The organism is Roseofilum sp. SBFL (genome assembly GCF_017746885.1).
In the GTDB taxonomy this organism is placed as follows: Bacteria; Cyanobacteriota; Cyanobacteriia; order Cyanobacteriales; family Desertifilaceae; genus Roseofilum.
The window spans coordinates 18,406-32,136 of sequence record NZ_JAGHZH010000145.1; the positions used below are offsets into that span (position 1 = coordinate 18,406).

Annotated in this window: 13 protein-coding genes; 3 read left to right on the forward strand and 10 right to left on the reverse strand. The window is 43.5% G+C overall.

Annotation, left to right across the window (positions count from 1 at the left end; translation table 11 throughout):
• Nucleotides 1-55 precede the first annotated feature (55 nt).
• From J7545_RS15230 to bfr (J7545_RS15270), 9 genes are all read right to left on the reverse strand, one after another.
• Nucleotides 56-514 carry an EVE domain-containing protein gene (locus J7545_RS15230; protein WP_318699420.1) on the reverse strand — a complete coding sequence of 153 codons (459 nt, stop codon included), beginning with the start codon at nt 512-514 and terminating at the stop codon, nt 56-58.
• A gap of 139 nt (nt 515-653) precedes the next feature.
• The gene (locus J7545_RS15235) at nt 654-1,961 is read right to left on the reverse strand and encodes a response regulator (protein ID WP_318699421.1); all 1,308 of its coding nucleotides are present in this window, start codon (nt 1,959-1,961) and stop codon (nt 654-656) included.
• Between the two features lie 51 nt (nt 1,962-2,012).
• On the reverse strand, nt 2,013-3,011 hold the full coding sequence (locus tag J7545_RS15240) for a diguanylate cyclase domain-containing protein (protein ID WP_318699422.1): 999 nt from the start codon (nt 3,009-3,011) through the stop codon (nt 2,013-2,015).
• A complete protein-coding gene (locus J7545_RS15245) occupies nt 3,008-5,476 on the reverse strand; it encodes an ATP-binding protein (protein WP_318699423.1) in 2,469 nt (822 codons plus the stop codon). Before J7545_RS15245 ends, J7545_RS15240 begins: the two co-directional genes overlap by 4 nt.
• 333 nt (nt 5,477-5,809) lie before the next feature.
• Complete coding sequence (locus tag J7545_RS15250; protein ID WP_318699424.1) at nt 5,810-7,051, reverse strand: FGGY-family carbohydrate kinase; 1,242 nt, start codon at nt 7,049-7,051, stop codon at nt 5,810-5,812.
• A 75-nt stretch (nt 7,052-7,126) separates the two neighbouring features.
• The gene (locus J7545_RS15255; RefSeq protein WP_318699425.1) at nt 7,127-8,464 is read right to left on the reverse strand and encodes a flavin-containing monooxygenase; all 1,338 of its coding nucleotides are present in this window, start codon (nt 8,462-8,464) and stop codon (nt 7,127-7,129) included.
• 93 nt (nt 8,465-8,557) lie between these two features.
• Nucleotides 8,558-9,499: an ABC transporter substrate-binding protein gene (locus J7545_RS15260; protein ID WP_318699426.1), complete on the reverse strand. Its 942-nt coding sequence runs from the start codon at nt 9,497-9,499 to the stop codon at nt 8,558-8,560.
• An 11-nt stretch (nt 9,500-9,510) separates the two neighbouring features.
• Complete coding sequence (gene bfr, locus J7545_RS15265; protein ID WP_318699427.1) at nt 9,511-9,978, reverse strand: bacterioferritin; 468 nt, start codon at nt 9,976-9,978, stop codon at nt 9,511-9,513.
• Nucleotides 9,979-10,028: 50 nt separating this feature from the next.
• Entirely contained in the window at nt 10,029-10,493 is a 465-nt protein-coding gene (bfr, locus tag J7545_RS15270; protein WP_318699428.1) for a bacterioferritin, read from the reverse strand.
• 194 nt (nt 10,494-10,687) lie between these two features.
• On the opposite strand from bfr (J7545_RS15270), the gene J7545_RS15275 reads away from it, so the two are divergent.
• Entirely contained in the window at nt 10,688-10,930 is a 243-nt protein-coding gene (locus J7545_RS15275) for a (2Fe-2S)-binding protein (protein ID WP_318699429.1), read from the forward strand.
• Between the two features lie 57 nt (nt 10,931-10,987).
• Here J7545_RS15275 and J7545_RS15280 read toward each other — a convergent pair whose 3' ends face one another.
• Entirely contained in the window at nt 10,988-11,821 is an 834-nt protein-coding gene (locus J7545_RS15280; RefSeq protein WP_318699430.1) for an inositol monophosphatase family protein, read from the reverse strand.
• 61 nt (nt 11,822-11,882) lie between these two features.
• Here J7545_RS15280 and J7545_RS15285 point away from each other — a divergent pair, with 61 nt between their 5' ends.
• Both J7545_RS15285 and alr read left to right on the forward strand, forming a co-directional pair.
• Entirely contained in the window at nt 11,883-12,422 is a 540-nt protein-coding gene (locus J7545_RS15285; RefSeq protein WP_318699431.1) for a DUF924 family protein, read from the forward strand.
• A gap of 108 nt (nt 12,423-12,530) precedes the next feature.
• On the forward strand, nt 12,531-13,721 hold the full coding sequence (gene alr, locus J7545_RS15290) for an alanine racemase (protein ID WP_318699432.1): 1,191 nt from the start codon (nt 12,531-12,533) through the stop codon (nt 13,719-13,721).
• The last annotated feature ends 10 nt before the right edge of the window (nt 13,722-13,731 follow it).

Consider the following 13,731-nt stretch of genomic DNA (forward strand, 5'->3'; position numbering starts at 1 on the left):
TCGGTCAAGCTTAATATTAGGCTAATCTCACCTCTGCTCGTGACTCAAAAGTCTATTAATCGGTGTTAATCGAAGCTATAATTTGTTCAGCTATTGCATCTAAAATAGGCATCACTGATAAGCGGTTTCCCCGTTTAACCACCAATAGCTCTTCTGGGGAAAAGCTCTGTTTTAATTCTGTAATTGAAATCAAGCGGGGAAATTTTTGTATAAATTCGATGTCCACAGTTTGCCAGCGAGGAGCTTCTCGTGTTGCTTTCGGATCGTAATGTTTATCCTGGGGATTAAATTGGGTGGGATCGACAATATTCTCAGTAATCACTTTTGCTAATCCGGTAATGCCTGGGGGTTTGGCATTGGAGTGATAAATAAATACCCGATCGCCAACTTTCATTTGTCGTAAGAAGTTTCTGGCTTGATAGTTGCGTACCCCATCCCAAACTGTGGTGCGATCGCGCTCTAAATCCGTAATACTATAATCTGTCGGTTCTGATTTTAACAACCAATATGGCATGAATAATGGCACAGTTCACTAAATGTAGCGCTAGTTTATCATGGTCAAGGGGCGATCGCCTATAGTCGATTCGATTAAGATTGATACAATCATGATGGGTCTATTGTAGGATATTGTCATACTTTTTTAAGATGATTCATCAGTCAATCTGATTCTTAATGGGCAAGCAGATAGTAAACGTAGTTTTTTGTTGGGGAATGGAGTGGCATTCAAGAAGTCCATCATGGCGTTGGATAATTTGGTGGGCGATCGCCAATCCTAATCCTGTGCCTTTTCCCGCTGGTTTGGTGGTAAATTGATAGTCAAAAATTTGACTTTGTATATCTTCAGGGATGCCTAACCCGTTATCGGTAACCCGAATTTGGATGAGGGAGCGATCGCTGATAAATTCGGTTGCAATAGTAATGGTATAGGATTCCTCTGAAGAACGACCCCCATTTTTCTCGCACCGCTCATCTAAAGCATCAATACTGTTGGCTAACAGATTCATAAATACTTGATTGAGTTGTTCGGGATAACAGAGGATTTGGGGTAACTCTTGATACTCTTTTCTGATTTCAATGGCTCCTCGATTCCCATTGTTTTTGAGGCGGTGTTTGAGGATAAGTAGAGTACTTTCGAGTCCATCGTGAAGATCGGATTCTACTGGCTTATCATTATTTTTTCTGGAAAACTTGCGTAAGGAAATACTAAGTTGTTGGATGCGATCGCTACCTATCTTAATTGAATTGAGAATATTGGGTAAATCTTCTAACACATACTCTAAATCAATCGTCTCCGAGTGATCGATAATAGCTTCCGTCGGCTGGGGATATTCCTGCTGATAGAGTTGCAAATGCTCCATTAAACTCTGTACTCCTTCTTGGGCAAATGCCAGATTATTCGTAATAAATCCCAAGGGATTATTAATTTCATGGGCAATTCCGGCAATGAGTTGACCCAAAGTTGCCATTTTCTCACTTTGAACTAACTGAATTTGAGTCTCTTGTAACGTTTCAAAAGCACCCAATAAAGCCGCCGTTCGAGCTTCCACTTTCTGTTCTAACTTAAAGGTTAGTTCTCGAATAGTTAATTGACTTCTAACTCGTGCTAATACCTCTTCACACTGAAACGGCTTACTAATATAATCTACACCCCCGACTTGAAAGGCCTTGACCTTATCAATCACATCATCTAAGGCACTAATAAAAACCACTGGAATTTCCGCAGTCTCTGGATTAAGTTTTAAGCGTTCGCAAACCGTATACCCATCTAAATCGGGCATTTTAATATCGAGAATGACTAAATCGGGAGGATCGGCCTGGCAAGAATTTAAGGCCATTTCTCCATTGAGAGCTTTACGCACTTTATACCCTTGTTCGGCTAACATCGTAGAGAGTAAGCGAATATTATCCGGGGTATCATCGACAATTAAAAGATTTTTTGAATCTATATTATTGTTCACCATAAGACTGGGTATGACAGGACAACTGTTGACAGTTTTTAGACAGTTAAATCGTTATCGATAGACAGAATTCCTGCCTTGTTGTTTGGCATGATAGAGTGCTTTATCAGCACTGGAAATCAAGTCTTCTGGAGATAAATCGGAATCTGGAAACCGACAAGCGATCCCCAAACTAACCGTAACATATGAACTCACGATCGATTGACTATGGGGAATTTTGAGGGCTTTCACTTGTACACGAATGAGTTCGGCCACTTGTAAGGCATAATCTGACGAGGCATTGGGTAAAATTATGGCAAATTCTTCTCCCCCATATCGGGCAACTAAAGAGCCAGAATAGGTGACAACTTGTTTCATCGCTTGAGCCACCTTTTGTAGAGATTGATCGCCTTTTAGATGGCCATAGGTATCATTATAAAGTTTGAAATAATCGACATCAGCCAAAATCAACGATAGGGCTTGGGGATATCCTCCAGTATAGAAAGGTAGAGAAAATAACCGTTTCCATTCTTGTTTGAGATAATCATTAAAATGGCGACGGTTACTGAGTTGGGTGAGTTCATCTACGGTCACTAGCCGTTCTAAATTTTGTTGCGTTTGTTGTCGTTGGTTGACCTCTTGTTTCAGTTGTTCGAGTTCTTCTTTGAGTTTGTTCTGTTGATAGCAGAGGCTAAGTTGATGCTCTACCCGAGCTAAGACTTCTTCGACTTGGAAGGGTTTGGTAATGTAGTCTAGTCCGCCAGATTTGAAGGCCTGCAATTTATGGTTGGCTTCATCTAAGGTACTCAAGAAAATAATGGGGATTTGGGCGGTCATGGAGGAAGATTTGAGGACATCACAAACTTGATAGCCATTCATGCCAGGCATATTAATATCGAGTAAGATTAAATCCGGAGGCTGGGCGGTGCAGGAGGCGATCGCCATTTCTCCATTGATGGCTTTTCGTACTTTATACCCCTGCTGTGTCAGCATTTTGGAGAGCAAACGCAAATTATCGGGCAGATCGTCCACAATTAAGATATTGCGCCCCATGAGTTCCGGTTCTGCGATCATGGTCTTACCTTTTCAATTAACGACACCACACAGTCAAAGCGAAAATTATGGGCCCATTCTGATAATTGCTGGGATAGAGGACTTAAGGATTGGGGAATTTGGTCAATGAGTAAGACCATTTCATCGTCAAATCCTTTAATGGCCGTTTGATAGAGTTCCTCGATCCACTCTGGTGTCATTTCTGCGAGATAGTCTTCTAAAGGACGCGCTAGAGGTTGATCGGCTTCTGAGGGGGAATTTTCATTCTCTTGATAAAGATACTCAATTCCTAGATGTTGGGCAATTTTTTCTAAGAGAATGTTTTCTCGGAAGGGTTTACGCAAGAATTCATCACATCCAGCACTGAGGACTAAATTGCGTTCTTCTTCAAAGGCGCTGGCTGTGAGGGCAAAAATGAGGGTACTGCGACCTTTGGAGGTACTTTTAATTTGTCGGGTGGCTTCGTAACCGTCCATGACCGGCATTTGCATATCCATGAGAATTAAATGGGGATACCATCGTTTCCAGATGGAAATCGCCTCTTGGCCATTAGATGCTACCTCCACCTCAAAGCCTAAATTGCCCAACATTTGCAGCAGGAGCATCCGACTTTCTTGGCGATCATCTACAGCTAAAATCCGTTTAGTGGGTTGCCCAGGAGCTAATCCCTTCACCTTACGAGTGGGAACAGAGGACTCAATCTCACTTGAATCTATTAATTTGACTTGGATGGAAAAGGTAAAGGTCGATCCGCGATCCACTTCGGAAGTCACGGTCAAATCTCCCCCCATCAACTGCACAAACTGACGACTAATGGGCAATCCCAATCCAGTCCCCTGTTGGGATTTACGCCCGGTTTCCGTTTGCCCAAAGGGTTCAAATAGTTGATGCAACTCTTCTGGGGCAATTCCTGGTCCTGTATCTTCGACTCGAAACTCAATAGTTGTCTCTTCCTGATTTTCTACTGTTGATTGTCCATTTACCCGCAGGGCAACCCCCCCATCTTGGGTAAATTTAATCGCGTTCCCCAGTAAATTAATTAAAACTTGGCGCAATTTTCCTTCATCTGCACCAATAAATTGGGGCACATAGGAGTCCCGTTCAAAGAGGAGGTGCAAGCCTTTTGACGTGGCTTTAAGCTGAAGCATTTCTTCAATACTTTTGAGCAGGCGATAGAGATCGAAGTTACTGGGATTGAGGGTCACTCGACCTGCTTCTATTTTGGACATTTCCAAAATATCATTAATCAACTCTAGAAGATGTTCTCCCGATCGCCCAATAATCTCTAAATTTTCTTGGTGTTCTCGTTTGAGTGAAGGGTCTCGACTCATGATTTGGGTAAAACCAAGAATCGCATTTAAAGGGGTGCGCAGTTCATGGCTCATATTAGCTAAAAACTCACTTTTGGCTTGATTCGCCTGTTCTGCTGTTTCTTTGGATTTGGCTAGGGCTTCTTCTGCGTGTTTGCGTTGGGTAATATCATTAGTGACCGACAGTAAACAATCTTCTCCTCTGAGTTTAATGATATCGGCAGAAAGTAGGGTAATGCGGCGCTCTCCGGATTTGGTACAAAATTCAAATTCATAATCGCGGATAAAGCCCTGACTCACTAGGGTTTCAAAGAGGTTGACTCTCTGTTCCATTTTTGTCCAGAGTTCCAATTCTACGGCGGTGCGCCCAATGACTTCTTCGTTGGTATATCCGGTGGTTCTTAGGAAGGCATCATTGACTTCTAGGTGTCGCCCATCTTTCATGGAGGTGATGGTAATGGGGTGTGGGGTACACTGAAAGACAATGGAAAATTTATCTTCGGATGCTCGCTTATCGGTTTCGGCGAGGGTGCGATCGCTAATTTCTTGCTCTAGTTGCTTTGTTTTGGTTTCCAGCTCTTGGGTTCTAGATTTAACTTGAGCCTCTAACGTTTGATTTAAGTGTTTGAGTTGGGTTGATAAAACAGTGAGTTCTTGGCGTTTGTTTTCTAAGTCTTGAATTTCTTGATCGGAACGTAGGTTTTTTAATAAACAGATCCCTAACGTTTGTTGATTGAGCTGATCTTTATGCTGATAATCATTAATCTCATAATTGAGCCATATAGAAAACTCTAAGGCTCGATCCGGCTCTGTTGCACAGACAATAAGGCGATGGCATGAGTTGGCACAATCTTCTCTAATCCACTGAACCAGATCTAACCCACCCCTGGGTTTGTCTAGATCTAGATCGATAAAAACAATGCTAAAATCTGGATTGACTTCTAGATAACTTTGCGCTTTTTTTCTATTCTTTATCCATTCGACTTGCAAGGATTTTCCTTGAAATACAAAATCCTGAAATTTCTCCGTCAAAGTCTGGTAAATCTGTGGATCTCGATCGATCGCTAAAATCGACCAACAGGCAGTTGATGACTGATTGGATGCACCCCGGTTATGGTTTTTCGATGGCAAGAGTTCAGCGGTTTTGTCCGATGATTCTCTCTGTTTTTTCTTCATAGTTGATACCAAAACCGTAAGTTACTGGCTACGTGTTATAGCAGTGCGTGAGTCTATTAGGACAGACAAGGGGCTGAGAACAACTTGGTCTCTTCCAGTTTTCAGTTATTTATTATACCATCTTATGATATCTTGCACTAATATATCCTTGACAGACAAGGGTCTTAAGCCTCTTGTTAAAGTGCAACCTCATAGAGTAATGGCATGACTTAGCTATAATAATCTACTCATTATAATCAACTTCTGTCGGATCTCAAATTGGCTTAAAAACTTGTCATATCTAGACTGTGTAATATTCAGCGTATTTAATGATCTTGTTTCTCGTATCTTCAACTAAATTGGATTCAAGGCTAAACACGCACTGCCATAGGCAGCTAAAGGACTGATGGGGGTGAGAAAGGGAACAGATAAATAGGTTTGCCGTAGCTGTGACCAAGTATGACTTTTTGCTCCCCCTCCAGCCGTATACAAGCGTCTGAGAGGGGTAGCTCCCAGTTCGGAGAGTCGTTGATATCCCAGAGCTTCAATACGGGCGATCGCTTGTAGGAGTCCATGGAGAAACTCAACGGGGTTATCTGGACGGGGATCGAGACGGGGGAGGAGGTTCGGATCGTTGATCGGAAAGCGATCGCCTTTTCCGAGTAAGGGATAATAATCTAGGGGACTTTCCTGATGAGGGTTAATTTGACGGGAGAAAGTATCTAATTCTACGTCAGTAAAAAAATGCCGTAGCACTGCACCCCCAGTATTAGAAGCGCCTCCCACTAAATAGCGATCGCCAAACCGATGGCTATAAATTCCATAACAGCTATCGTTAACCGGGATTTCACTGAGCAATTTTAACACTAAGGTGGAGCCAAGAGAGGTCACCGCATCACCGGGAAAAGATGCACCACTGGCAATAAAGGCGGCGATACTATCGGTGGTTCCAGCACAAATGAGACAATCGGAGGAGAAGGAAAAGGATTGGGCAATGTCTGGTAAGATAGGGGCGATCGCTTCTCCAGGGGTATAAATTTTCGGTAACTTTAGAGTTGCAGGGAGCTTAGGGAACCAATCGGGATAGCACAAATTATGGACATCATAGCCCAATTTGAGGGCATTGTGACAATCACTGATCCCGAGTCTTCCGTGGAGTAAAGAGGCTAACCAGTCAGCTTGATGGAGGACATAGATTGGGCGATCGCCAAATGAAAGGTTTTCTAATCCCCAAAACAGCTTTGCCAAGCTCGATGTGGCACTCAAAACCAGATGATCCGCAGGCGCAAAGCTTTGTAACTGAGGAATAACAGATTTTCCTCGGTCGTCATTGTACATCAGTGGGGGTACGATCGCCTCGCCCTCGCGATCGCAAAATAGGACAGTTGCCGAAGTCCCATTGATTAAAATTCGCGTAATCTGTTGGCGACACTCTAGTGGCAGTTGCTCTAATAACGAAAACAGGCTAGTTTTCCAGACTTGGGGATGCTGGCGATCGTAAGTGCAGGTTGCCTGAGCAAAGATTGCCCGATCTGGATTAATGGCGATCGCCCTAGCTCCCGATGTGCCAAAATCGATTCCTAACGCTAACCCCATATACAGTAATAAATTTATTACGAATACCCTATCATAACCCGTTCAATCCTATTTACACAGTCAATCTTTAATCCATCAACACTTAGTAGGAGACATGACTCTTTTAGCTTGGTTTTCGGGTAAAACTTCATTCTCAAACTCAGGATACTGGGAATCCAGAGTATAAGCAATTTTGCGAATTAAAGGAAAAGCAATTTTCCCCAACTTTAACTGCCTAAAAACAGCTTGCGGATCGGATAAGTGGGTTGTGGGTAATTCCTGCCCCATTTTTTTGAAGACTAAGCCAAGGGGAATTTTAAGCTCTTCTTGTAGTTGTAAACATTGGACTAAAAATTGACTGTAAGGGCCAATAATTGAACCCACTCCGCCTCGCGCTTGCCCCCAGCCAATATAGTAAATCCCTTTATAATCGTCTAAAAAAGTTCCGGCATAACATTGAACGATTGCCCCTTTAATCCGTTGCAGCTCATCAGGCAAAAAGGGATAGGCAACATGATACCCTGTAGCGCAAACAATCAAATCAATATTAGCCGAACTACCATCGACAAACTCTACGGTAGAGTCATGCAAGCAGTCAATGCCAGGCTTGGGTATGATTTTTCCTTGTTTAATATAATAAGGAACTTCATTATTGATAGTAGGATGTTTGGTAAATAGGCGATGGTTCGGTTTGGGTAAACCATAGCATTTATGGGGGCCAAAAGTGAGTTGAATAATCGTCTGAGCCATAGCTCGTTGTACCCATTCGGGCATCCACCATTGAACCAGATTAACGACTGGAACGCCGACAAAGGTTTTGGGAATAAACCAAACGGACTCCCGCAAGCTAAGAAACGATTTTGCAGCAACTCGTGCTGCTTCAGCAGCAATATCACAACCTGAGTTACCTCCACCAATAACAAGGACTCGTTTACCCCGTAGTTGCTCCGGATGTTTATAATCTTTAGAATGAATGATTTCACCCTTGAATTCACCTTGAAATTCTGGAAAGCGCTTGCACCAATGATGACCATTACAGATTAAAATTCCCTTGTAAGTTCTTTCTTCTCCGTTTGCAAAAATGACGTGCCAGAGATTATTCTTGGTTGGATTAACGGCGATGACTGTGCGATTAAGTTCGATATTTTCCCGTAATTGATAATGGTCGGCAAAATTACGCAGATAGGCTAACATTTGAGCCGCACTTGGAAAGTCGGGATAGTCATCTGACATAGGAAACTGAGGGAATTGGGTAACCTTTCGAGAGGAGATAATATGGGCAGTTTCATACACGCCATGATACCAATTGCCCCCAATATCATCGCTGGCATCAACTTGATCGTAGGGAATTTGGGCAGATTTCAGAGCCTCGGCAATACCGAGTCCGATAAAACCCGCCCCAAGGATGATGTATTTTTCACAGGTTTGGGACATGATAATGAGAATGGATGGACGATCGCAAACTTAGAGGATTATAGACTAATTAAAAGAATTGTGGTGATAAAAGTCCCTTCTCCAAAACTAATTTTAAATATCGTCCCATATTACGGCGCTTTCCCCTGTAACCGCGCGAATTTTTAGTAGCTGTTCACTGGCGTTTTGGATGGAGTCTATAGTACCTGGGTTAATTAAACCGTAGTAGTCAAACACATGAACTTGTTGGGTTTTAACTGCTTTCAGTTGTGACCAAAATCCATTGGATTCCCACTCTTTTAATGGAGATTGATTGGCAAACTGAATGACAATTAATACATCAGGATCGATTTGTAAGAGTTTTTCTGGAGAGAGGGTAATATAGCCGCTAATGGGGGCATTGTCTTGTAAGTTGGCGGTGATATTTTCAAAGTTCAACTGACTTAAAAAATCACCTGACCAACTATTCTTATTCGGCGATAGGATGGGTTGGGTACTGGCCAGAATTAAGGTGGTTGGTCCAGGGGGGTTGGAAGAAGGAATAAAAGTTTGATATTGGTTTAACAGGGGTTGGGGGTCAGCATTTATGGCAGAGGCGATCGCTTCCGTCAAGGCTTCTAAGCTCTCCCAACTCTCCAAAGAGACTAAATACGTCTCAATATTCAGCTCCGTAAGCCTGGCCGCAATTTGATCGTGAAACCCAGTTGCACCAATGACTAAATCGGGTTTCAGAGCAATAATTTTCTCTAAACTTGGTGCAGTTTGTCCTTGACTGACAGGGGTGATGTCGGCGAACCGGGGGTCTTTCTCTAGCAGGGAACTTCCAGGAATACCCACTAATTTGGAAGCGTCTAACCGTTGTAAAATATCCGCCGAAAGAGAGGTTAAGGCCACTACTCGCTCTACGCTTTCGGTTGGAATCTCTTCTGGAGAGCTAAGGGGTGTCTCTAGAAGAGGAGAAGCCTGGGGTTGAGTACAGGCGAAGAGACTCAAACTCAGGAGGATCGCTAAACCCACTCCGATCCACCGAGTCTCATTTTGCCTGTTCCTCAACATAATCATCACTCCTACATTTGAGATTGGATATAGTTTGCTTCCCCAAGCATCTCCATCAGTCTTAATTGTTGTTCTAACCAATAGGCATGATCTTCTTCCGTATCCGTTAGAATCACTTCTAAGATTTCGCGAGTTTGATAATCTTGCTCGGTTTCGCAAACGGCGATCGCTTCTTTCAAGTCGGAAACTACTTTGTACTCTAACTCTAAGTCACTAGCGAGCATTTCCTTTACTGTTGAGCCAATATTGAGACCCTCCTGTTGGGATAAATCTGGACGTGCTTCTAAAAACAATAATCGCTTAATAATCGCATCCGCATGTTGGGTTTCTTCTTGCATTTCATGATCGATGCGCTCATAGAGCTTATTCAATCCCCAATCTCCATACATACGAGAATGGGTAAAATACTGATCCCGTGCAGCGAGTTCACTTCTGAGCAGTTTGTGCAGTTGGTCAATAACTCGATCTGTCCCTTTCATTGTTTTCGTCTCACTTTAAAACTGGGTGGTTACTCGGATAATTGTTGGGATTACATCATCGATTGCAGATAATTTTCTAATCCTGCACTTTCGATTAGCCATTGTTGAGATTCGAGCCAATCAATCGACTCTTCGATGTCCTCTAGAATTTCTTCTAGCATGTCCCGACTAACATAGTCTTGAACCGATTCACACAGTTTAATTGCCTGTTGGAGATCTGACCGTATGTCTTGATACATTCTCAAGTCGTTTTGCAACAGTTCTGGTACTGTTTCACCGATGAGCAATTTACCTAAATCTTGTAAATTGGGCAAACCTTCCAGAAATAAAGTCCGCTCAATCAGCTTATCGGCATGTTTCATCGCTGCAATCGATGCCTTATACACTTTATCGTTTAGCTGATGAAGTCCCCAGTTTTTACAGATTCTGGCATGGAGAAAAAACTGGTTAATTGCCGTCAATTGAAGTTTGAGGGCAGCATTTAATTGGGTGTGGACATTAGTATTGCCCTGCATTGGTGTTCTCCTAACTGATTGATTGCTCTTTAATCAAGAACAGGTATCGATTTCGAGCTGTCTTTGCCGATCCTACTTGACTTCCTAGGGGCTGTCAATGCATAATGGAAGGGGTTAGTTGAGAATACTTTTCATTAACTTAGAGTTAAGTTAAGACAAGAATAACTAAAATCTAGTGGAGGCAGTGAACCTAGATGTACATTTGTATTTGTCATGCAATTACGGATCGCGATATTCGCAAGGCGGTCGCTCAAGGAGCTTGTTCTATCGATCTAGTCTGCGATCGCCTGGAATTTTCTGGTGGTTGTGGACGCTGTCGGGAACATGCCCAACAAGTGGTCCAAGAAGCGCTCTCTGAAAACCAAGCACCGATAGAAATTGGCTCAATTGCTTGTAAAACTCAAGAGCGTTATGACGATCGCCGTAAAGCTTCTTAAGAGTTACTCACAATTTGTTGAGTCAAACTCTTAATAAGAAAATACTTTTAAATTCGCCTATTGAGTAACAGTAACTATCCAAGGTTGGAATAGCTCCACCCATTGGGAGTGACTGACCACCAGGGTGGGATAGGGGTAATGATGATAATCTTCACCCGATATGAGGGGAAAAGGAGCCGCATGGGTGAGGGGAACCCAGACGACACCAGCAGCATGGGATATCGCCCAAACTGCGGCAATATCCCAGATTTTCGGGGTCGCTTCTATCCCCCCGATGGCAATTCCGGCAGAAACGGTGAGTATACTGTAAGTTGCTACACCAAGCATCCGAATTTTACAGGGAAAAGGAGCGGAATCGGCCTGCAAAACCGAGGTAGTGCGAGCGCAACGATTACAAAGATTAAAGAAATGATTGTGACTGGGCTGATCGGACGTTGGGGTAATGGGGCGATCGTTCAAGAACGCCCCGACGGGATGGCCTTCTAGCTCTGAGGGAGCATTCCAAAACCCATAAAAGGAGTGACGAATGGGGGGAAAATAGAGATAGCCAAATACAGGAGTGCCTTGATAGAGTAAGGCCATAGAAATTCCCCACAGGGGAACGCCACGCGTAAAATTGGTTGTACCATCAATGGGATCAACAATCCAACACCAAGGAGTATCGGGGAAATGTTGGGCGGTTTCTTCTGTTAACACTCCATGATCGGGAAATTGGGCTAAGATTCGTTCTTGTAATTGGCGATCGGCCCATTGATCTGCCTGCGTCACTAAAGAACCATCGTCTTTTTCAAGTCCCTGCACCTGACCAAACTGCTTGAGAAGTTCTTCTCCGACCTCCTCGGTTGTCACTTTCACAAACTCCAAAACTTGTTTCCACAGGGGATAATTCATTAACTCCATACTGACTAAGCTAGAATAACTACAATCCGATCTTAAGATGAACGGGTTTCCTATGGAGTATCGAGAAATTATTGAGTTTTGGTTTGACCAAATCGATCCGAAGCAGTGGTGGAAAAAAGATGAATCATTGGATCTCCTCATTCGCGATCGCTTTGGTCAAATCCATAATCAAGCAACGCTGTGCGAACTTTACCCTTGGCGGACAGATCCTTTAGGAAGATTAGCTGAGATTATTATTCTCGATCAGTTTTCTAGAAATATATATCGAAATCAGGCATTAGCTTTTGCCTTTGATTCCTTAGCATTAGCGCTCGCTCAAGAGGCAATTTCTGGTCAAACGAATCGATATCTTACTATTGAGCAAAAGTCATTTCTCTATCTACCTTTCATTCATAGTGAATCTCTGAGAATTCATGAAATTGCTGTAGAATTATTTAGCCAGCCAGGATTAGAGTCCAATCTCCAGTTTGAATACAGACACAAGGAAATTATCGAGAAATTTGGACGGTATCCCCACAGAAATGATCTTTTGGGTCGTTTATCTACACCCGAAGAAACTAAATTTCTTCAACAACCGGGTTCATCCTTTTAATCAGTGAAGGAGCCATTCTTAATTCCTGACTCCCCCTTCTCTCTTGTCGGAATCCGGAACACCAGATACAGTGTGGAATAACTTTGGTGTGGTCTGTAAGGAGTGGATATGCTCAGTCAAGAATCTTCGCGGAAATTTCAATCGAATCGTTCATCTTTACAAGAAAGTGGGGCAACTGTGCCTTTGCGGGAACGAGCTTGGGTAGAAATCGATCGAGGGGCGATCGCCCATAATGTGCGAGAACTCAAACACCATTTACAGCAAAACTGTCAGTTAATGGCAGTCGTGAAGGCGGATGCGTATGGTCATGGGGCGATCGCTGTGGCTGAAACTGCCTTGGAAGCGGGGGCAAGTTGGTTAGGGGTGGCGACAATTCCAGAGGGGATACAATTACGGGAAGCCGGGATAGAAGCCCCGATTCTACTTTTAGGCGCGGTTAATAGTCCGGAACAAATTCAGGCGATCGCCCATTGGCATCTGCAACCGACTCTGTGTAGTGCCAAACAAGCTTTAATTGTTTCCGAAACCCTGAGTGAACTGGACAAAACCCTCACGGTTCACCTGAAACTGGATACCGGAATGTCCCGTTTAGGTATTCCTTGGCAAGAAGGAGCTGAGTTTTTCCAGCAGGTTTCCCACTTACCCCATCTCCAAATTGGCAGTATCTATTCCCACTTGGCAACGGCGGATAGTCCCGATCCGCAGATCATGAATCAACAGCATCAGCGTTTTCAAGAGGCGATCGCCCAAATTAAAGCCACGGGGTTACCTTTGCCAAAACTGCATTTAGCTAATTCTGCGGCTACGTTATGCGATCGCTCTTGCCATTATGACTTTGTGCGCGTCGGACTGGCTACCTATGGACTCTATCCCGCTCCCCACCTCCAAGATTTGGTCAGCCTCAAACCGGTAATGCAAGTCAGAGCAAGGATCACCCAAATTAAAACTATTCCTGCGGGAACCGGTATTAGTTATGGATATCAATATATTACGGCCCAGGAGATGACTGTTGCTGTTGTGGGTATCGGATATGCCGATGGGGTTCCTCGTAACCTCTCCAATAAACTGCAAGTCGGTATTCGAGGGCAGCGTATTCCCCAAGTGGGCGCTATTACCATGGATCAGTTAATGCTTGATGTTAGCAGTATCCCCGATCTGCAAGTGGGCGAGGTCGTTACCCTTTTAGGGCAAGATGGCCAAAATCAGTTTACCGCTGATGATTGGGCGGACACTCTTGGTACTATTTCTTGGGAAATCTTATGTAGCTTCAAACATCGTTTACCGAGAGTAACTCGATGATCTCCAGCAT